Origin of the sequence: uncultured Algibacter sp. (genome assembly GCF_947487575.1) — a bacterium.
GTDB lineage: Bacteria > Bacteroidota > Bacteroidia > Flavobacteriales > Flavobacteriaceae > Algibacter_B.
This window is the reverse complement of the sequence record NZ_CANKXG010000002.1, coordinates 283,486-303,825: the sequence shown is the minus strand read 5'-3', so window position 1 is coordinate 303,825 and position 20,340 is coordinate 283,486. Positions and strand designations below refer to the sequence as shown.

Sequence of the window (20,340 nt, the reverse complement as noted above, 5' to 3'; positions counted from 1 at the left end):
TTAATAATTTATTGATTCTTTAAATAAATAAGATTTTCCTTTATATTGCCAATCTATTTTAATGTTCCAACGACCATCTACCAAACGTTTGTCAGGTATGAGCAAATTATGATTAGACAATGAGATAGCAGTCTCAAAGTCTAGTTGTTTGTTAGATGGTCTATATAGGAACAATTTTCCTGTAATATTTTTATAATCGAATGCTTCAGGAAATTTTATAGCCAAACCTTCAGCTGTTTTTTGGTAGCTAATATTAGCCTCTAAAGTTTTAGAGTTTTTAAGCTTATTTATATCGTTTTGGTATTTCAATTCGTCGGCGTAATAATCCTCACTAACCAAATCATGATCGTATTTATTATTCACATTCATAGTGACAATAAAGTACATTATAAACGAAATAAAGCCTATAAACGCTAATACAATTCCGGTACCCCAATTAAATTTCATATCTGTCATTCCTGCGAAGGCAGGAATCTATTTTTAGTTAATAATAATTTTAATTTTATACCTACAAGGTTTTTAAAACCTCGCAGGAAACAAGCTCAAACTTCTTTTTTCCCGTCTTCGAGCTTCCGTCTTTTTTTATTTTGGCATTACCCTGTCGGGTCGGGCTTTCCACTATATCTTTTTCTCGTGCCTCAAAAAAGGATGCCGTTTCAATCCCTAATGCACGTATCCGCCAAAGTCACTTCCAACTTCTGTCTTCGGGCTTCTAGCTTATTTATAACTTCGCGGTCCTAAAAAATTAGCCGTAGTCGTTTCAATGAGTTTTTCACCTTTATAAACACCAATTTTAATTTTATTTCTATCTCCAGATAATACCGAATTATTAATCTCGATAAACAAAGTTCCTTCGGCAATACCTTGACTTGGCACTACAAAGTCACTACTTGTTGATACTAATTTCAATTCGCCTTTATGCGACATCAGTTTAAAACTCACATCATTAATATCCGCCGAAGTTTTGTTGACTAATTTATAAGTAAACACATTACTTATAATATTACCATCTTTATGTTCGTACAATTGCCCAGGCAACCTTAAAACATTAGCTTCCACATCATGTCGCAAAAACAACATACCAATTAACAACCCAATCATTATAGAAAGAACAGCTATATAGCCTTTTATTCTAGGTGTAAGTTTAAACTTGGCTTTCTTTTCAATTTCCTCCTCACTTGCATAACGAATCAACCCTTTTGGTAAGTTGATACTTTCCATTATATGGTCGCACTCATCAATACAAGCGGTACAGTTTACACATTCTAGTTGTGTGCCATTTCTAATATCAATTCCTGTTGGGCAAACGTGTACACATTGTAAACAATCAATACAATCACCATGACCTAAAGCTTCGCGATCTTCATTTTTTCTAAATTTCTTTCTACCATTTTCAGCTTCACCACGTTTATGGTCGTAAGCCACAACAATAGATTTTGTGTCTAGTAACACACCTTGTAACCTTCCGTAAGGGCAAGCAATAATGCACACCTGTTCTCTAAACCATGCAAACACAAAATAGAAAACACCTGTAAAAATTAATAAGGAAATTAAAGTACTAATGTTTTCTAATGGGCCTTCAAAAATGTATTCAATCAGTTTGTCGCTTCCTATTAAGTAAGCTAAAAATACGTTTGCAATAATGAATGAAATAATAATAAAAATGAATTGTTTTAATCCTTTTTTTCTAATCTTTTCAGCATTCCATTTTTGTCTAGCAAGTTTTCGTTGTTTATTTCTATCACCTTCAATCCAATATTCAATTCTACGAAAAACCATTTCCATAAAAATAGTTTGCGGACAAATCCAACCACAAAAAATACGACCAAAAACTACCGTAAACAGCGTGATAAAAACCACACCAATTAGCATAGAAATTACAAACAAATGAAAATCCTGTGGCCAAAACGGAAATCCAAAAATATTAAAGCGACGTTCCAATACATTGAACATTAAAAACTGATTGCCGTTTATTTTTATAAAAGGCGATAGCAATAAAAAAATCAATAAAAAGTAACTTACATATTTTCTGTATTCATAAAATTTTCCACTTGGCTTTTTAGGAAATACCCAAGCACGTTTACCATCTTCTGTAATCGTACCAATCGAATCTCTAAATGTTTCGTTTTTTGGAGTTTCCAAGACTTGGGTTTTTTAAAATCCTGCCAGATTCAATATGGTTTGTTTACCTGGCAGGATTAGATAGTTTAGTTATTTGCTATTAATCGGTTACTAAATTATCTGTTATTGTATTATCTTCATTTACCCAAATATCGCCTTCAGCAGCTTTAGGGTTTGCAGGAGTTGTACCCTGAAAACTTAAAACATAACTAGCTACTTGAGCCATTTCAGATGGTTTTAACTGTGCCTTCCAAGCAATCATACCTTTTCCTGAACGTCCACCTTCAGAAATGGTTTTAAATACATTTTTAATACCACCTCCAAGTATCCAATGTTCATCGGTTAAATTTGGTCCAATACCACCACCACCGTCTGCCATATGACAGGCTACACAATTGGTTTCAAAAATGTTTTTACCAGAACTTAAATCGCCTGTATCTGTTAATAAGGTTACTGTATTAAAATCTACCAAATCTTTAGCGGTTTTCTTGTATTCTTCTAAAGCAATTCTGGCATCAGCTAACTCAATTTCTAATTCATCAACTTGATTGTTACCATCAAATACATGGTATCTTAATAAATAAACGGCAGCAAAAACTATAGAAATGTAAAATGAATATACCCACCATGGTGGTAGGTTATTGTCTAACTCTTTAATCCCATCATAGTTATGGTCAAGTACAATTTCACCTTCCTCTTCAATAGGTTTTGAACCTAGAAGCTTTTGGTATGTTTCTTTTAACCATGTAAACTTAAATGATTTTTCTTTTTCGGCTAAAAAGCGTGCTTTAGCGTCTTCATCTAATTTATGAAGCATTACGTTTTCTAATGCACCAATAATGGCTTCAATAGCAATTAGTATTAGTAATACTAAAAGGAGAAACAGTAATACTGATGGGTATTCAATAAATGCAGGTTTTTCTCCAGAATCTACAAAGAATTCTACGGCTCCAAAAATAATAAAGAATACTACTGGAACACGAATCCAGGATGGAACTAAATTTCTCATAATATATTGTCGTTTTGGTTGTCTAATGGTAAGTTGCTTACGTTTTTTATATAGTCTTTCTTAGCGGTTATAACCCACCAAAATAGGAGTACAAAAAAAGTAAAGAAGATAAGTAGAGAAATCATCGGGTAAATCTCTATTCCTGTAATGCTCTCCATATGGTTTTTTACAAATTTTAGCATGATTCTAAATAATTTTGATGGTTATTGTTGCTCAGGTTTTACATGAATATCAGTTCCTAATCGTTGTAAATACGCAATCATTGCAACAATTTCTCTGTTTTTCATTTCTATAAAATCTTCGCCATTATCAGAAGCATATTTCTTGTCGGCTTCATAAGTTTTTGCAAAATCAGGGTCGCTATAAAGGTTTTGCTCAATTTGAGCACCTTGCTCTAGCATGTTTTGTTGTGCATTGGCTATGTCTTCTTCTGTATAAGGAACTCCTAACGTTACCATAGCTTCCATTTTTGCTTCGGTCATTGATTTATCTAGTTCGCTACTACTACCTGTAATTAACCAAGGGTAACGTGGCATAATAGAACCAGATGAGGTACTCTGCGGATCGTACATGTGGTTAAAATGCCAGTTGTCAGAATACTTAGCACCAACACGGTGTAAATCTGGACCTGTACGCTTACTACCCCAAAGGAATGGATGGTCGTAAACAAACTCTCCCGCTTTTGAGTATTCTCCGTAGCGTTCAACTTCACTTCTAAACGGACGAATCATTTGGGAGTGGCAACCTACACAACCCTCACGGATGTATATATCTCTACCTTCTAATTCAAGAGGTGTATAAGGTTGTACACTTGCAATAGTTGGAATATTAGATTTTACCATAATGGTTGGTACAATCTGTATAATACCACCAATCAAAATAGCTACAGTTGCTAATATGGTTAATTGAATTGGTCTTCTTTCTAACCATGTATGCCATCCTTCGCTTGAAGTACGTCTGTTAGTTACACGTTCTAAAGCAGGAGCTTCAGCTAATTCATCTTGTACTTTGCTTCCGCTTTTCACGGTAGCAATCACATTATAAACTAGAATAAACATACCAACTATGTATAAAGTACCACCAATAGCACGCATCCAATACATTGGCATAATTTCAGTAACGGTTTCTAAAAAGTTACCGTAAACTAAAGTGCCGTCAGGGTTAAATTGTTTCCACATACTTGCTTGTGTAAAACCAGCAACATACATGGGTAATGCATATATAATAATACCTAAAGTACCGAGCCAAAAGTGTAAATTGGCCAAACCTAAAGAGTATAATTTTGTTTTAAATAATCGTGGAATTAGGTAATAAATAATACCAAATGCCATAAAACCGTTCCAAGCTAATGCACCAACGTGTACGTGCGCAATAATCCAATCGGTAAAGTGAGCAATAGCATTTACATTTTTAAGCGAAAGCATTGGGCCTTCAAAAGTTGCCATACCATAACCAGTAATAGCAACTACCATAAATTTTAAAACAGGGTCGGTTCTAACTTTATCCCAAGCACCACGTAAGGTTAAAAGTCCGTTTATCATACCACCCCAAGATGGCATTAATAACATCACAGAAAATGCTACACCTAAGTTTTGTGCCCATTCTGGTAATGCGGTGTATAATAAGTGATGGGGTCCAGCCCAGATATATAGAAAAATTAACGACCAAAAATGTACAATAGATAATCTATAAGAATACACAGGTCTGTTTGCTGCTTTTGGAACAAAGTAATACATCAATCCTAAAAACGGAGTCGTTAAAAAGAAAGCTACTGCGTTGTGTCCGTACCACCATTGTACAAGCGCATCTTGTACGCCAGCGTAAACAGAATAACTTTTCATTGCACTAACTGGCAACTCTAAACTATTAAAAATATGAAGTACCGCAACGGTAACAAACGTAGCAATGTAAAACCAAATAGCAACATATAAGTGACGTTGTCTACGTTTAAGAATAGTCCAAATCATGTTCACACCAAAAACCACCCAAATTAAAGCAATGGCAATATCTATTGGCCATTCTAATTCGGCATACTCCTTAGATGTAGAATACCCTAATGGTAATGAAATAGCTGCAGCTACAATAATAAGTTGCCACCCCCAAAAGTTTATATTACTTAACAAGTCGCTTGCCATTCTAGCTTTTAATAAACGTTGTAACGAATAATAAATTCCTGCAAACATGGCATTTCCCACAAAGGCAAAAATCACAGCGTTAGTATGTAAAGGTCTTAAACGCCCAAAACTAAGCCACGAAATTCCATCCGTAAGATTAGGGAATAGAAACATAAAAGCAAGTAGTAAACCTACCGCCATACCTACAACGCCAAAAATTATTGTCGCGTAAATGAATTTTGTAACGATTTTATTATCGTAATGAAATTGTTGCATTTCCATAATTGTAATTGTTATTCTTCTTTGGTTAGTATCGTTTTTTTGGTTTTTCTTTAATCAATTCGTCCTCAAATAACATGCGTACCGATGGTGTATAACTATCGTCAAATTGTCCGCTTTTCACAGCAATAATAAAGGCTACAAAAAAGCCAATTGCCACTATAATGCTTATAGTCAATAAAATATATATAACACTCATACCTACTTGAAGTTACAGCCCAAAAATACTTTTATACTTATTTTAAAAAGATGACATTTGTCATGTTTTCTTATTTGTAATCATTCTTTTTGTGGCGTTACCACAAGGGTCGGGCTTTCACTACTCGCTTCCTCCTTCGTCGGCGAGCTCAAACATACCGTTCAATCCCTAACGCATCCACCCTCAAAAAAATCACCTCAATTCCTACTTCAATTTTCGCCCTAAAATATTCGTGCAAACTGTTGTAAATACCACAATGCTAATAGAACTTAAAGGCATTAAAATTGCAGCAACTACAGGTGATAACTGCCCAGTAACCGCAAAATAAAGCCCAATACTATTGTAAATAAAGGACAGTAAAAAACTCCATTTTATAATTGTGATAGCTGATTTTGAGGCTTTTATAAAATTATATAATTGGTTGAATTTAGTAGCATCCAAAATGGCATCACAAGCTGGCGAAAACACATTAACATTCTCAGAAATAGCAATCCCAACATTGCTTTGTGCCAAAGCCCCAGCATCATTTAAACCATCACCAATCATTAAAACTTTAGCGCCTGAATTTTGATGATGTTTTATGTACTCCAATTTATCCTCAGGCTTCTGATTAAAAAACAATTTCGTTTCAGCAGGAAGTAGTTTAGTTAAGTTCTCTTTTTCTCCAGCATTATCTCCAGAAAGAATTACCAAATCATAATTGGGTTTTAGTTTATTAAACAATTTGGAAAGTCCTTTTCTATACTTGTTATAAAATGTAAATTTTCCTTTGTATTTGTTGTTAGTACTCACATGAACAGCTGTATTTAAAGTAGCTGTTTCAGAAGAAAATCCCACAAAAGGAGCAGAGCCAATTTTTATAGAATTATCATTATGCTTAGCTTCGATACCTTTTCCAACATATTCTTCATAATCTTCTAAAGTCACAATATCATGCTCTTCCAGAAGCGAATATAAAGATCGACTTAAAGGGTGATTAGAATTCCGCAAGGTACTTCTTAATAAGGTTTCTTCATCTCCCGAAAGCTCAGAACCGTCATACTCAATAGATGTTTCTTTATTGGCTGTAATCGTTCCTGTTTTATCGAAAATAATGGTGTCAATAGCAGCTAATTGCTCAATAACTGAAGCATTTTTGGCATAAAATTTTAGCTTTCCAAAAATGCGAAGCATGTTCCCGAATGTAAAAGGAGCGGCCAAAGCAATGGCGCATGGGCAAGCAATTATAAGTACGGCAGTGAATACATTCAATGCTTTTGATGTGTCTATAAACAACCAATATGCAGTAGCTATAAACGCTATACTTAAAATGGTAATTGTGAATTTTTTACTAATGGCATTGGTTAAGGTTGTAAAACTATCTTCCTTGTTTTTATTAAATACATCGTTACTCCATAATTGCGTTAAGTAACTTTGCTCAACAGTTTTTAAAACATCAACCTCAATACTACCGTTTAACTGTTTTCCACCAGCAAATAATTTGTCACCCGATTGTTTAGAAACGGCTTCAGATTCTCCAGTAACAAAACTATAATCAATTCGCGCATTGCCAGTAATCAAAATACAATCTACAGGAATTAACTCTTCATTTCTAATTAAAAGTCTGTCGCCTTTTTCAATATCATAAACCTGTATTGATTCCTCTTTTTTATCTAAAAAAATCTTTGTAATTCCAATTGGGAAATACGACTTGTAATCGCGTTCAAAAGACAAGAAATTATAAGTTTTCTGTTGAAAAAACTTCCCCAATAATAAGAAAAAAACCAGACCAGATAAACTATCAAAAAAACCTGTGCCAATATCTAAAATAATTTCGGCACTACTTCTTAAAAACAAAACGGTAATACCTAAAGCAATAGGAACATCAATATTTAAAAGTTTTGCTTTTAAACCTTTATAAGCAGAAATAAAATAATTTTGACTACAATAAAAAACAACAGGTAGCGAAAACGTAAACATTAACCATCTAAAAAGGGGTGCATATTTTTCAATCCAATAACCATTAAATTGGAAATACTCTGGAAACGATAAAAACATTATGTTTCCAAAAGCGAAACCTGCAACCCCTAATTTGTATATAAGTGACCTATCAACATCCTTTTTACCTACAGAATAATCATCTAAACTTATAAAGGGTTCATAGCCAATACTGCTTAAAAGCCTTACCAATTCCTTCAAAGAAAAACTATCAATATGATAATTGATACGAACTGTTTTTTTTCCAAAATTGACAATAGAAGAACTTACAGAAGGATGAAGTTTATTTAAATTCTCTAGAATCCAAATACAAGAACTACAATGAATGTGTGGAATGTAAAGCGTGACAATTTGTGTTTTATCATCATTAAACTCCAGCAGATTTTCTACAATTTTTGTGTTATCTAAAAAATTGTACTTGCCTTCAATTTCTTTTGGTGTAGTGCCTGGTGCGTTTTGTAAGTCGTAGTAACACGTTAAATCGTTTGCAGAAAAAATCTCGTAAACAGTTTTACAACCGTTACAACAAAACGACTTATCATCATAGATAATTTCAGAAGATGTAGAATCTAGTCCACAATGGAAACATGATTTATGCCCCATAATATTTGCTCATTTATACCTGACACAAAAGTCTTAAAACAAGTGCTTTTTAAATATGATATTTGTCATGTTTTAATTATTTTTACGGTATAATCAAATTTAGCATTATGGGAAAATGTGAACAATGCATAATTAAACAATTTAATTCACTTAAGTCTTTGACTAAAGATGAGTTAGTGAGAATATCTTCTTGCAAGACTTCTAAGACTATTAAAAAAGGTGAAGTCATTTTTGAAGAAGGCGAAACTTTAAATGGCGTGTATTGTATTAAGGATGGAATATGCAAACTATCAAAACTTAGTGAAAATGGTAAAGACCAAATTGTAAAAATGGTTGTAAAAGGCCAGTTATTGGGGCATCGTTCTTTAATAAGTGATGAAAGCTCTAATTTACAAGCTTCAGCTTTAAATGATATGGAAGTTTGCTTTATACCAAAAAGTGAAATTATTGCCGATTTGCAAAAAAACCCAAAATTTTCTTTTGATGTTTTAAAAGATATGGCGCATGATTTAAGAGAATCTGATGATATTATTGTAAATATGGCTCAAAAATCAGTAAAACAACGTTTGGCTGAAACTTTAATTTATATTCATGATAGTTTTGGTGTAAACTCAGACGGAACATTAAGTGTACTTTTATCTCGTGAAGATTATGCGAGTATTGTTGGTACGGCTACTGAATCTGCAATTCGAGTACTCTCTCAATTTAAGAAGGAGGGTTTGATATCTACCGTAGGGAAATTTGTTAAAATTGAAAACCTTAATGGTTTAAAACGTATGGAATAGCCCATATATGAAATTCATGTTAAAGTATAGATAAATCTGATTATAGCGGTTGTTGTTTTCTGTAAAAATATAGTATTTTTATAGAGCTATGAAAAAAGATAATACATCAAGAAAAGGTTTTGTATTTAAAAAATACGAAGCACCTTTAAAATCTCCTTTTGATACACTTTTTGAAGTTTTCAAGGAGCTAATTACACATACTTCAGGAGATTTTGACGAAGCTATTGATTGGTTGCGTGAATTAGATAAAGAGTATAAACTTACTACTCTCGAATACACCATTGACGATTTTATAGAAGATTTAAAACAAAAAGGCTATTTGCGTGAAGAAATTGACCTAGATGGAAATGGTACTTTATCCATAACTGCAAAAACGGAACGTGCTATACGTCAACAAGCTTTAGACCAAATTTTCGGAAAGATAAAACGTAGTGGACAAGGTAATCATAAAAGTAAAAGCCCAGGCATAGGAGACGAACACACAGGAGATTTTAAAAACTATCAATTTGGAGATGCTCTAGATAAAGTGTCTATGACAGAAAGTTTAAAGAATGCCCAAATCAATCATGGTATTGGAGATTTCACCTTGTCCGAAGATGATTTAGTAGTAGAAGAAACACTTCATAAATCTCAAATGAGCACGGTATTGATGATTGATATAAGTCACAGTATGATATTATATGGTGAAGATAGAATTACACCAGCGAAACTAGTGGCTATGGCGCTTGCAGAATTAATTACAACGCGATACCCTAAGGACACCTTGGATATTTTAGTCTTTGGTAATGATGCATGGCAAATTGAAATTAAGGATTTACCGTATTTAAAAGTTGGACCTTATCATACAAATACAGTTGCTGGTTTACAATTAGCCATGGATTTACTAAGGCGTAAACGAAATACAAACAAACAGATTTTTATGATTACTGATGGAAAACCAAGTTGTTTGCGTTTACCTGATGGAGAATATTATAAAAACAGTAACGGTTTAGATAAGCACATTGTAAATAAATGTTATGCCATGGCACAACAAGCTAGAAGATTACATATACCAATTACAACTTTTATGATTGCACAAGATAGTTATCTCATGCAATTTGTTCGAGAATTTACCTATGCAAACCAAGGAAAAGCGTTTTACACGGGGTTGAAAGGTTTAGGTGAAATGATTTTTGAAGATTACGAAACAAACAGAAAAAAAAGAATTAGAGGATAATTAACTAGCTGTTAGCTTTTAGCCTTATTACTGAAGGTTTGCTAATAGCCAAAAGCTATAAAATGAAAGTGAAAAATATAAATACATTAGGAGATTTAAAGAAAGCAGGTTATCAAAGTAAATCTATTAAAGATGAATTGCGAGATAACTTAATTCAAAAAATAAAAAATAAAGAAACTACTTTTGAAGGTGTACATGGTTATGAGAATACTGTAATTCCTGAATTAGAACGCGCCATTTTATCAAGACATAATATTAATTTATTAGGATTACGCGGACAAGCAAAAACAAGACTTGCACGTTTAATGCTTAATTTATTAGATGAATACATTCCAATTGTTGAAGGCTCAGAAATTAATGATGACCCATTTCAACCTATTTCAAGATTTGCTACAGAATTAATTAAGGAAAAGGGAGATAAAACACCCATTTCTTGGTTACACAGAAGTGAACGTTTCGCTGAAAAATTAGCAACTCCAGATGTTACTGTTGCTGATATTATTGGTGATGTAGATCCTATTAAAGCCGCCAATTTAAAACTAAGTTATGCTGATGATCGCGTGATTCATTACGGAATGATCCCAAGAGCAAATCGTTGCATATTCGTAATTAACGAATTACCAGATTTGCAAGCAAGAATTCAAGTGGCTTTGTTTAATATTTTGCAGGAAGGCGATATTCAAATTAGAGGTTTTAAGTTGAGGTTACCCTTAGATATTCAGTTTTTATTTACAGCAAACCCCGAAGATTATACCAATAGAGGAAGTATAGTAACACCTTTAAAAGATAGAATTGGGTCTCAAATATTAACACACTATCCTGAAGATATTGAGACAGCAAGAAAAATAACTGAGCAAGAGGCAAAAGTGGTTGAAAGTCAGAAAGCCTCTGTAATTGTACCAGATTTAGCAAGAGATTTATTAGAACAAATCGTTTTTGAAGCCCGTGAAAGTGAGTTTATTGATGCTAAAAGCGGAGTAAGTGCGCGTTTAAGTATTACAGCTTTAGAAAACTTACTAAGTACCGCAGAACGACGAGCATTGATTAATGAAGACGGTCAAACAATACTGAGGTTATCCGATTTTGTTGGTATTATTCCAGCTATAACTGGAAAAGTTGAACTGGTTTATGAAGGCGAGCAAGAAGGCGCTGCAGTAGTTGCTTATAATTTAATAGGAGAAGCAGTAAAAAACCTATTCGAAGAGTTTTTTCCGAAGATTGGTAAACTAAAAAAGCAAAACGAAGAAAGTCCTTATGACGATATTGTTTCATGGTTTTTCAACCAAAAAGATGGTTTCGAGTTATTAGATGACTTAAGAGATAAAGAATATAAAAGCATGTTAAATGCAATTACCCCGTTAGATGATTTGTTAGGAGAATATCAACCTAATTTATCAAAACAAGATGGTTATTTTGTAAAAGAGTTTGTGCTTTGGGCTTTAGTAGAGTATAAGCAGTTAAGTAAACAACGATTTACAGAGGGTATTGAATTTAAAGACCCTTATGGCAGTTTTATAAATGGAATTTAATCGAAAAGAATTCCTCGAGACTGTGCCTCTGGGTTTCCGTTGAAATTGTCATTCCCGCATAGGCGGGAATCTGAAATAAAAAGAGTTTTTTTACTCTTTTTATTTACCAATTATCTCTACTTTTAATATTATTAGCGCATAATTCAATAATTTGAGTGATGCGCTTTTTTCTTGTTTCATCTCGTTTTGCACTACGTAACCATGAGAGGTAACTTTTCCTATAGCCTTTGGCAAAGTTTTGGTAATTTTCAAATGCACTCTGGTTACTATCAAATGCGCCTTGTAAATCTTTTGGAATAATACCATTTTCAACATCGTCCATGGCTGTCCAAGTTCCAGTTCTTTTTGCAAGCTCAATCATTTTAAAACCCGATTCATGAATTAAACCTGCTTTATTTAATTCCTCAACATACTTTTTGTTAAGTGCACTCCAGGTACTTTTTGGGTTTCGAGGGCAGAAATATTGTCGTCTCTTTCCATTGCCTAAGCTTTTTACTGTTGAATCTATCCAACCAAAACAAATAGCTACTTTAACAGCTTCTTCCCAACGCATGGTAGGAATATTCATTTCTAATTTGTAAAAAATAAGATATACAGCTTTTTCCTTTGTATGATTATGTAATAACCAATCATACCAATCCGTGTTTCTTTCAAAATGGATTTCTTGGAAATCTTTCAACGTTCAATTTTCTTTGATTCAATATAAAAATCGACATCCACCTCAAAAGTCAAGATTTTAGAATCTAGTGACATTATGTTCCATTCTGCTTTAGGAAATAACCAGCGCTCTTCATTATTAATTTTGATTTGAACTGGCATATCAAATCCTTCAACAATATTTGTCCATCGGTATTTTAATTCTTTCTTGTTAAAAGAATACTCTAAAGTTGGAATTTTTATGGTTCTTAGATATTGATTAAAAAATTCAGTTAAATCAATACCAGTTTCTCTAGAAAGAAAATCTTCTATTTGTTTTGTGGTAACCGTTTGGTGATAGAACTCCACATTCATTTTACGCAATATTTTACGCCATTTTTCATCATCTTCAATAAGCTGTCTTAAGGTATGGAGCATATTGGCACCTTTGTAATACATGTCACCAGAACCCGCTTTGTTCACATTGTAATGTCCAATTAGTGGTCTGTCGTTTTGAATATTTTTTCGTGTTCCTATAACGTATTCAGCTGATGCTTCTTTTCCAAAATGATAATCTAAATACAAGTTTTCAGAATACGCAGTAAACCCTTCATGAATCCACATATCGGCAACATCTTTATTAGTAATATTATTTGCAAACCATTCATGACCAGCTTCATGAATAATTATAAAATCAAATTTTAATCCCCAACCAGTTCCTGATAAATCTCTTCCTAAATAGCCGTTTTGATAACCATTTCCATAAGTTACAGAGCTTTGGTGTTCCATTCCCAAATAAGGTACTTCAACTAGTTTAAAGCTATCTCTGTAAAATGGATACTGACCAAACCAATGCTCAAAAGCTTTCATCATCATTGGTGCTTGTTTAAATTGTTCTTTTGCTTTTTCAAGATTATCTCTAAGCACGTAATAATTCATATCAAGATTCCCAGCCATACCATCGTAAACTTCAGAAAAATTCACATAGTCGCCTATGTTAATATTAACACCATAATTGTTTATTGGGTTTTTTACTACCCAATGGAATGTTTTGGTATCTCCTATACGCTCCACGAGTCTTAGTCTTCCGTTGGAAACATTCGTTAATTTGCTAGGTACATTTACACTAATTTGCATACTATCAACTTCATCATACATATGGTCTTTACATGGCCACCAAACACTAGCGCCTAAACCTTGACAAGATGATGCTATAAAGTGATTTCCGTTATCGTCTCTTTTCCATGAAATACCTCCGTCCCATGGGGCTCTAACGGCTTCCTTTGGATGCCCTTCATAGTATACTTCTAAATTATTTACTTCATCTACTTTTTGGTCTTCATTTAGTGTTATGAAATGTGTATTTCCATCAGTTCTAATTTGTAATTCTGTACCATTCTGCACTGCTTTTAGTAGTTTCATAGGAGGTTGCAAATCAATTTGCATGGTAGAATCGTTTTTTAAAACTTTATATTGAATGGTGTTTTTTCCAGAAATGAATTTATTATCTGGGTCAACTTTTATATCTAAATGGTAATATGTTAAGTCCCACCATTCACGTTCTGGAGTTATACTACCTCTTAAAGTGTCTTGTTTTGTAAAGTTAGTTTTTTCTGATAATAATTCTTGGGCATTTAAATAAGTAAAAGGTGTTATTAAAAGAACTATGAGTATAATGTAATAGTTTTTCATCAATTTGAAATTTTCTCTAAATTAAATAAAAAGGTTCATAAAAGTTTGTTAATATTTACTGTTTGGTATAATTGAATTTTACAGTTTCTATAGAACCCTCTTTTTGATGAATATCTACATAAACGTTCATTTCGTTATCATTTACTTTTTCAAAAGTCATGCCATCAAAAACTGCTTTGGTAGCTGTTATTTCTTTTAAAGGAAAATCTACAGTTTTATCCTTGGTTTCCCATCCTTTTAAGTCATTATTAAAATGTTTCAATTGAAGTATTAAAGTATTTTCAACTTCTCTGATAATTTCAATTTCATAAAATGAGACTTTTCCATCGTTAATTAATTTAAAAGTGGCCATCATGGAACCTCCAGATGGTTCGCTCCAATTTTCTTCAGTTATCCCTCCAAAGGCTTTTCCTTTCCAATTTCCTGATATCCAAGATATGTTTTTAAGTTTTGGCTCTAGTTTTTTTTCAACTTGTCCATTACATAACAAATTGAAAAACGGGGCAAAGGTTATTAATCCAATTAGAATAAATGCTTTCATATTTTTAGATTTTATATGGTTTATGTATTGTTAAGACGTTTGTGGGATATCTAAATAGGACATATTCTTAAATTTATTATATATAAAATTTCCTTATTAAGGATTAACCTTATATAGATAGTGAAATAAAAAAACGCTTCGAAAATTAATTCGAAGCGTTTTCAAAATTTGAATTAGTCACTCTATAAGTTTCACTTACATATTTAAAAACAATACTTATTTTCTTTAATTACTTTTTCAGCAATGATATGTCTAAGCTCTATAATGTTTGGCATGTTTACATACTTTATGTAGCGCTTTAAGCCCATAAGCATCATACGTTGTTCATCTCCTGTAGAGAAGGAAATGATAGAATGTTTTCCAGCAGTTTCGATAACATCAATAGCATGGAATAAGTTTAATTTTGCCATCGCTATTTGTTCTTTCACATTGTCTTCTCCTTCTTTCTTTGCCATTTTTTCAGCACGAAGAATTGCAGATTCTGCTAAGTAAATTTGAATTAGGATATCTGAAGCTGCCAACATGAGTTGTTGTTGCTCTTCAATTTTTTCTCCATATTTCTGAAGAGCTGCACCAGCAACCATTAGGAATAATTTTTTTAGACTTTTAATTATACTTTTTTCTTCTGAAAATAATTCTGAAAAATCTTGAACTTCAAAAGATGGAATCCCTGTAAGTTCTTTTGCAACTTCTTGCGCAGGGCCTAATAAGTCAACATGCCCTTTCATTGCTTTTTTAATTAACATGCCTATTGAAAGCATTCTATTGATTTCATTAGTGCCTTCATAAATTCTAGCGATTCTGGCATCTCTCCAAGCAGATTCTACAGGAGTTTCTTCAGAGAACCCCATACCTCCAAAAATTTGGATGCCTTCATCTGTAGAATTTTGTACATGCTCTGAAACAGCTACTTTAAGTATAGAACATTCAATGGCGTATTCTTCTACACCTTTTAATTCAGCTTCTTGATGTGTGTCTTTACCATTATTTTGACGAATAGTAATTCTATCTTCAATATTTTTTGCTGCACGATAAGTTGCCGCTTCACCAACCCAACAATTCGTTGCCATTTCTGCTATTTTTTGACGAATAGCTCCAAAGCTAGAGATAGGTGTTTTAAATTGAATACGCTCGTTTGCATAATTAACAGAAACAGAAATTACACGACGTTGAGCATCTAAACAAGCAGCAGCTAATTTGATTCTACCAACGTTAAGTGCATTCATAGCAATTTTAAAACCGTTACCTCTAGTGGAAAGCATGTTTTCAACAGGTACAACTGTATCGTTGAAGAATACTTGTCGGGTAGAGGAAGCACGAATCCCAAGTTTATGCTCTTCTTCACCCATTGTAATTCCGTTAGGATTTTCTTTATCGTATTCAACAATAAAACCAGTGATGTTTTTATCGTCTTCAATACGTGCAAAAACAATCATGATAGTACAGAAACCTGCATTTGAAATCCACATTTTTTGTCCTGTGATACTATATGTTTTTCCATCAGCAGATAAAACCGCTTTTGTTTTTCCAGAATTAGCATCACTACCCGCACTAGGCTCAGTTAAGCAATAAGATCCAAACCATTCTCCAGAAGCTAATTTTGGGACATATTTTTGTTTTTGCTCTTCGTTGCCATATAAAGTAATTGGCATAGTTCCAATTCCAGTATGCGCGCCAAATGCTGTACTGAATGAACCTGTTGCACCAGATATATAATCGCAAACTAAAGCGGTGTCAACAAAACCCATACCCATTCCGCCATATTCTTCAGGAACAGAAACACTTAAAAAACCAAGTTCTCCTGCTTGACGCATACAAGATTCTGTTAAGGCATAATCTTTCTTTTCAAATTGTGCTTTTTTAGACCAAATTTCTCTGTCAACGAATTCGGTTACAGCTTCTTTCATCATAAGCTGATCTTCATTGAAATCTTCGGGAGTGAAAATATCTTCACAATCTATATCTTTCACTAAGAATTGACCACCACGTAAAATGTCTTTTTCCATTGCTTTTACTTTATTTTAGTTTTTTAATTTAAAAATTCGAATACACCACATGCACCTTGACCAGTACCAACACACATAGTTACTGCTCCATACTTACCTTTCATGTCACGCTTACGCATTTCATCAAATAGTTGTACAGATAATTTAGCTCCTGTACATCCAAGTGGATGCCCAAGTGCAATTGCACCACCATTAACGTTTATGATATCTGGATTTAAATCTAATTCGCGGATTACAGCTAAAGATTGAGAAGCAAATGCTTCATTCAATTCAATAAGCGATAAATCATCTTGTTTTAAGCCTGCTTGTTTTAATGCTTTTGGAATCGCCTTTACTGGACCAATTCCCATAATGCGAGGTTCTACACCTGCAGCAGCATAATTTACCATACGTGCTATGGGTTCAAGATTTAACTCTTTAACCATATCCTCACTCATAACCATTACAAATGCAGCACCATCACTCATTTGAGATGAGTTACCAGCAGTAACACTACCACCTGCAGCAAATACAGCTCTTAGTTTTGCTAAAGCTTCTTTGTTAGTGCCTTTTCTTGGACCTTCATCTTTAGTTACTGTATATTTTTTTGTTGCCTTTTTTCCGTTAGCATCAATAAATGTTTGTTCAATGTCAATTGGTACAATTTGATCTTGAAAACGATTTTCAGCTTGCGCTCTTAATGCTTTCATATGCGAATTATAAGCGAATTCATCTTGATCTTCACGAGACACTTTAAACTGGTTTGCCACGGCTTCAGCAGTGTTACCCATGCCCCAGTAATAATCTTCATGACCAGCTTTTACAATCGCATCGTAATTTAATTCTGGCTTAAATCCAGTCATAGGTACGCTACTCATACTTTCTGCACCACCTGCAATAATACAATCTGCCATTCCCGCTTGAATCTTTGCAGTTGCCATTCCTATAGTTTCTACTCCAGAAGAACAAAAACGGTTAACAGTTACACCAGGAACATCAATAACTTCCAATCCCATTAAAGAGATTAGACGCGCCATATTTAAACCTTGAGAACCTTCTGGCATGGCATTACCAACAATAACATCATCAATGCGTTTTGGGTCCAAATTTGGCAATTCTTTCATCATGTATTTGATGGTTTCTGCTGCCAATTCATCCGTTCTTTTAAAGCGAAATACCCCTTTTGGTGCTTTGCCAACCGCGGTTCTATATGCTTTTACTATATATGCTGTTTTCATTTTTCTTAGTTTCTTAAAGGTTTTCCTTTGGTTAACATGTGTTGGATTCTTTCCAAAGTTTTACGTTCTGTACAAAGCGAAAGGAAAGCTTCGCGTTCTAAATCCAATAAATATTGTTCACTTACTAAAGTTGGTTCAGATAAATCGCCACCAGCCATGACGTAGGCTAGTTTATTTGCAATTTTCATGTCGTGCTCGCTAATATAGTTTGAGTCTTTCATGGCATCTGTTCCTACTAAAAACATACCTAAAGCTTGTTTACCTAGAACTTTTACATCGGTGCGTTTTACAGGTTGTGTGTATCCAATATCTGCCATGAGTTTTGCATGTTGTTTTGCAACTGCTATTTGACGGTCTTTGTTTACAACTACAATATCTTTCCCTTTTTGAAGCACTCCTAAATCAAAAGCTTCATATGCAGAAGTTGATACTTTAGCCATACCAATTGTTAGGAAGTATTCTTGTAATGTGTTTAATTGAACATCTCCTTTTCTAAACGTATCCGATGCTCTTAAAGCCATTTCTTTAGAACCCGCTCCGCCAGGAATAACGCCAACTCCAAATTCTACAAGTCCCATATACGTTTCTGCAGCAGCAACCACTTTATCAGCGTGCATAGACAATTCACATGCACCACCTAAAGACATGCCATGAGGAGCAGATATAGTTGGAATTGATGAATAACGCATGCGCATCATCGTATCTTGGAAGTACTTAATAGCGCCATTCAGTTCATCATATTCTTGTTCAGCGGCCATCATGAAAATCATACCAATATTAGCACCAACCGAGAAGTTTGCACCTTGGTTACCAACAACTAATCCTGCAAAATCTTTTTCAGCTAAATCAATAGCTTTGTTTAGCCCTGCAAGTACATCACCACCAATAGTATTCATTTTAGATTGGAATTCTACATTTAAAATACCATCACCTAAATCTTCAACAACAACACCTGAATTCTTAAATACTTCATTCGATTTTCTAATATTATCAAGTATAATGAAAGCATCTTGTCCAGGTATTTTTTTATGTGTTTTCTTTGGAATATCATAAGCATAAGAAGCACCATCTTTCACTGTGTAGAAAGAAGAACTTCCTGAAGCAAGCATTTCACTTACCCAAGAATTCGGTTCTAATCCTTCAGCTTTCATGATTTCTATTCCAGCCTCTACGCCAATAGCATCCCAGATTTGGAAAGGACCATGTTCCCAACCAAATCCAGCTTTCATGGCATCATCAATTTTATATAAATCGTCTGTGATTTCTGGAATTCTATTTGAAACATAAGCAAATAAAGCCGCGAAGCTCTTACGATAGAATTCACCAGCTTTATCTTTTCCTTTTACTAAGACTTTGAAACGATCAACAACTTTATCAACCGATTTTGTTAATTCTAACGTGGCAAATTTTGCGCGTTTTGCCGAACGATATTCCAATGTATTTAAGTCTAATGATAAAATTTCCTTTTTACCATCAGCTGAAACTTGTTTTTTATAAAATCCTTGTCCCGTCTTGCTTCCTAACCATTTATTTTCCATCATGGTATTGATGAAGTCTGGTAATCTAAACAATTCTAAACGCTCATCATTTTTACAGTTATCGGCAATACCATTTGCAACGTGAACTAAGGTGTCTAAACCTACAACATCAACCGTTCTAAACGTAGCTGACTTTGGACGACCAATAACTGGTCCTGATAATTTATCAACTTCTTCAATTGTTAAATCTAAATCTTTAACGCAATGAAATAAACTTTGAATACTAAAAATTCCAATTCTATTTCCAATAAATGCAGGCGTGTCTTTTGCAATTACTGAGGTCTTTCCAAGAAATTGCTCACCATAGCCATTTAAGAATTCTAAAACTGATGTATCTGTTTTTGGTCCTGGAATTATTTCAAATAGCTTTAAGTAACGAGCTGGGTTGAAAAAGTGCGTACCACAAAAATGCTTTTGAAAATCTTCACTTCTGCCTTCGCTCATAAACTTAATAGGAATACCAGATGTGTTACTTGTGATTAAAGTACCTAGTGTTCTGTACTTTTCTAGTTTTTCAAAGACTTGTTGTTTAATATCTAAGCGTTCAACAACCACTTCCATAATCCAATCAACATCAGCAACTTTTGCAATATCATCTTCTAAGTTTCCAGTAGTAATTCTATTGGCGAATTTTTGATGGTAGATAGGAGAAGGCTTCGATTTTAAAGAGTTAGTTAGAGCATCATTTACCAATCTATTTCTAACAACTTTATCTTTGAGTGTTAAACCTTTTGCCTTTTCCTTGTCGCTTAAATCTCGGGGCACAATATCTAACAATAGTACGTCAACACCAATATTAGCAAAATGACAAGCAATACCACTTCCCATAATACCAGAGCCAATAATGGCTATTTTTTTAATTCTTCTTTTACTCATTT

16 protein-coding genes are annotated in these 20,340 nt (G+C 33.7%); 3 read left to right on the top strand and 13 right to left on the bottom strand.

The window, feature by feature from the left end:
• The 7 genes from Q0870_RS03525 to Q0870_RS03495 form a co-directional block, all read right to left on the bottom strand.
• Window positions 1-447 carry a FixH family protein gene (locus Q0870_RS03525; protein ID WP_298551138.1) on the bottom strand — a complete coding sequence of 149 codons (447 nt, stop codon included), beginning with the start codon at window positions 445-447 and terminating at the stop codon, window positions 1-3.
• Window positions 448-717: 270 nt separating this feature from the next.
• Window positions 718-2,142 carry a cytochrome c oxidase accessory protein CcoG gene (ccoG, locus tag Q0870_RS03520; RefSeq protein ID WP_298551135.1) on the bottom strand — a complete coding sequence of 475 codons (1,425 nt, stop codon included), beginning with the start codon at window positions 2,140-2,142 and terminating at the stop codon, window positions 718-720.
• Between the two features lie 79 nt (window positions 2,143-2,221).
• Window positions 2,222-3,130, bottom strand: coding sequence for a cbb3-type cytochrome c oxidase N-terminal domain-containing protein (locus tag Q0870_RS03515; protein ID WP_298551133.1), 909 nt, complete (start codon window positions 3,128-3,130; stop codon window positions 2,222-2,224).
• On the bottom strand, window positions 3,127-3,312 hold the full coding sequence (locus Q0870_RS03510; RefSeq protein WP_298551131.1) for a CcoQ/FixQ family Cbb3-type cytochrome c oxidase assembly chaperone: 186 nt from the start codon (window positions 3,310-3,312) through the stop codon (window positions 3,127-3,129). The genes Q0870_RS03515 and Q0870_RS03510 overlap by 4 nt, the downstream gene beginning before the upstream one ends.
• Window positions 3,313-3,333: 21 nt before the next feature.
• Window positions 3,334-5,526 carry a cytochrome-c oxidase, cbb3-type subunit I gene (ccoN, locus tag Q0870_RS03505; RefSeq protein ID WP_298551129.1) on the bottom strand — a complete coding sequence of 731 codons (2,193 nt, stop codon included), beginning with the start codon at window positions 5,524-5,526 and terminating at the stop codon, window positions 3,334-3,336.
• Between the two features lie 25 nt (window positions 5,527-5,551).
• Window positions 5,552-5,722, bottom strand: a complete 171-nt coding sequence (gene ccoS / locus Q0870_RS03500; protein ID WP_298551127.1) for a cbb3-type cytochrome oxidase assembly protein CcoS — start codon at window positions 5,720-5,722, stop codon at window positions 5,552-5,554.
• A 204-nt stretch (window positions 5,723-5,926) separates the two neighbouring features.
• Window positions 5,927-8,302: a heavy metal translocating P-type ATPase metal-binding domain-containing protein gene (locus tag Q0870_RS03495; RefSeq protein ID WP_298551125.1), complete on the bottom strand. Its 2,376-nt coding sequence runs from the start codon at window positions 8,300-8,302 to the stop codon at window positions 5,927-5,929.
• Window positions 8,303-8,409: 107 nt separating this feature from the next.
• On the opposite strand from Q0870_RS03495, the gene Q0870_RS03490 reads away from it, so the two are divergent.
• The 3 genes from Q0870_RS03490 to Q0870_RS03480 all read left to right on the top strand — a co-directional run bounded on the left by Q0870_RS03490 (window position 8,410) and on the right by Q0870_RS03480 (window position 11,832).
• Window positions 8,410-9,087, top strand: a complete 678-nt coding sequence (locus tag Q0870_RS03490) for a Crp/Fnr family transcriptional regulator (RefSeq protein WP_298551123.1) — start codon at window positions 8,410-8,412, stop codon at window positions 9,085-9,087.
• Between the two features lie 88 nt (window positions 9,088-9,175).
• A complete protein-coding gene (locus Q0870_RS03485) occupies window positions 9,176-10,303 on the top strand; it encodes a VWA domain-containing protein (protein ID WP_298551121.1) in 1,128 nt (375 codons plus the stop codon).
• A 62-nt stretch (window positions 10,304-10,365) separates the two neighbouring features.
• Window positions 10,366-11,832 carry a magnesium chelatase gene (locus Q0870_RS03480; protein ID WP_298551119.1) on the top strand — a complete coding sequence of 489 codons (1,467 nt, stop codon included), beginning with the start codon at window positions 10,366-10,368 and terminating at the stop codon, window positions 11,830-11,832.
• A 103-nt stretch (window positions 11,833-11,935) separates the two neighbouring features.
• Here Q0870_RS03480 and Q0870_RS03475 read toward each other — a convergent pair whose 3' ends face one another.
• The 6 genes from Q0870_RS03475 to Q0870_RS03450 all read right to left on the bottom strand — a co-directional run bounded on the left by Q0870_RS03475 (window position 11,936) and on the right by Q0870_RS03450 (window position 20,338).
• Window positions 11,936-12,511 carry a YdeI/OmpD-associated family protein gene (locus tag Q0870_RS03475; protein ID WP_298551117.1) on the bottom strand — a complete coding sequence of 192 codons (576 nt, stop codon included), beginning with the start codon at window positions 12,509-12,511 and terminating at the stop codon, window positions 11,936-11,938.
• Entirely contained in the window at window positions 12,508-14,160 is a 1,653-nt protein-coding gene (locus Q0870_RS03470; protein ID WP_298551115.1) for a M1 family metallopeptidase, read from the bottom strand. The genes Q0870_RS03475 and Q0870_RS03470 overlap by 4 nt, the downstream gene beginning before the upstream one ends.
• Window positions 14,161-14,215: 55 nt before the next feature.
• Window positions 14,216-14,701, bottom strand: a complete 486-nt coding sequence (locus Q0870_RS03465; protein WP_298551112.1) for a DUF6265 family protein — start codon at window positions 14,699-14,701, stop codon at window positions 14,216-14,218.
• A 203-nt stretch (window positions 14,702-14,904) separates the two neighbouring features.
• The gene (locus tag Q0870_RS03460; protein WP_298551110.1) at window positions 14,905-16,707 is read right to left on the bottom strand and encodes an acyl-CoA dehydrogenase family protein; all 1,803 of its coding nucleotides are present in this window, start codon (window positions 16,705-16,707) and stop codon (window positions 14,905-14,907) included.
• Between the two features lie 23 nt (window positions 16,708-16,730).
• The gene (locus Q0870_RS03455; protein WP_298551108.1) at window positions 16,731-17,924 is read right to left on the bottom strand and encodes an acetyl-CoA C-acyltransferase; all 1,194 of its coding nucleotides are present in this window, start codon (window positions 17,922-17,924) and stop codon (window positions 16,731-16,733) included.
• A 5-nt stretch (window positions 17,925-17,929) separates the two neighbouring features.
• Window positions 17,930-20,338: a 3-hydroxyacyl-CoA dehydrogenase/enoyl-CoA hydratase family protein gene (locus Q0870_RS03450; RefSeq protein WP_298551107.1), complete on the bottom strand. Its 2,409-nt coding sequence runs from the start codon at window positions 20,336-20,338 to the stop codon at window positions 17,930-17,932.
• Window positions 20,339-20,340: the final 2 nt, after the last annotated feature.

Coding starts and splice junctions, on each gene's coding strand:
- Q0870_RS03525 (WP_298551138.1), bottom strand. CDS start 447: ATGAAATTTAATTGGGGTACCGGAATTGTATTAGCGTTTATAGGCTTT.
- Q0870_RS03515 (WP_298551133.1), bottom strand. CDS start 3,130: ATGAGAAATTTAGTTCCATCCTGGATTCGTGTTCCAGTAGTATTCTTT.
- Q0870_RS03510 (WP_298551131.1), bottom strand. CDS start 3,312: ATGCTAAAATTTGTAAAAAACCATATGGAGAGCATTACAGGAATAGAG.
- ccoN (WP_298551129.1), bottom strand. CDS start 5,526: ATGGAAATGCAACAATTTCATTACGATAATAAAATCGTTACAAAATTC.
- ccoS (WP_298551127.1), bottom strand. CDS start 5,722: ATGAGTGTTATATATATTTTATTGACTATAAGCATTATAGTGGCAATT.
- Q0870_RS03495 (WP_298551125.1), bottom strand. CDS start 8,302: ATGGGGCATAAATCATGTTTCCATTGTGGACTAGATTCTACATCTTCT.
- Q0870_RS03490 (WP_298551123.1), top strand. CDS start 8,410: ATGGGAAAATGTGAACAATGCATAATTAAACAATTTAATTCACTTAAG.
- Q0870_RS03485 (WP_298551121.1), top strand. CDS start 9,176: ATGAAAAAAGATAATACATCAAGAAAAGGTTTTGTATTTAAAAAATAC.
- Q0870_RS03480 (WP_298551119.1), top strand. CDS start 10,366: ATGAAAGTGAAAAATATAAATACATTAGGAGATTTAAAGAAAGCAGGT.
- Q0870_RS03470 (WP_298551115.1), bottom strand. CDS start 14,160: ATGAAAAACTATTACATTATACTCATAGTTCTTTTAATAACACCTTTT.
- Q0870_RS03465 (WP_298551112.1), bottom strand. CDS start 14,701: ATGAAAGCATTTATTCTAATTGGATTAATAACCTTTGCCCCGTTTTTC.
- Q0870_RS03460 (WP_298551110.1), bottom strand. CDS start 16,707: ATGGAAAAAGACATTTTACGTGGTGGTCAATTCTTAGTGAAAGATATA.
- Q0870_RS03455 (WP_298551108.1), bottom strand. CDS start 17,924: ATGAAAACAGCATATATAGTAAAAGCATATAGAACCGCGGTTGGCAAA.
- Q0870_RS03450 (WP_298551107.1), bottom strand. CDS start 20,338: ATGAGTAAAAGAAGAATTAAAAAAATAGCCATTATTGGCTCTGGTATT.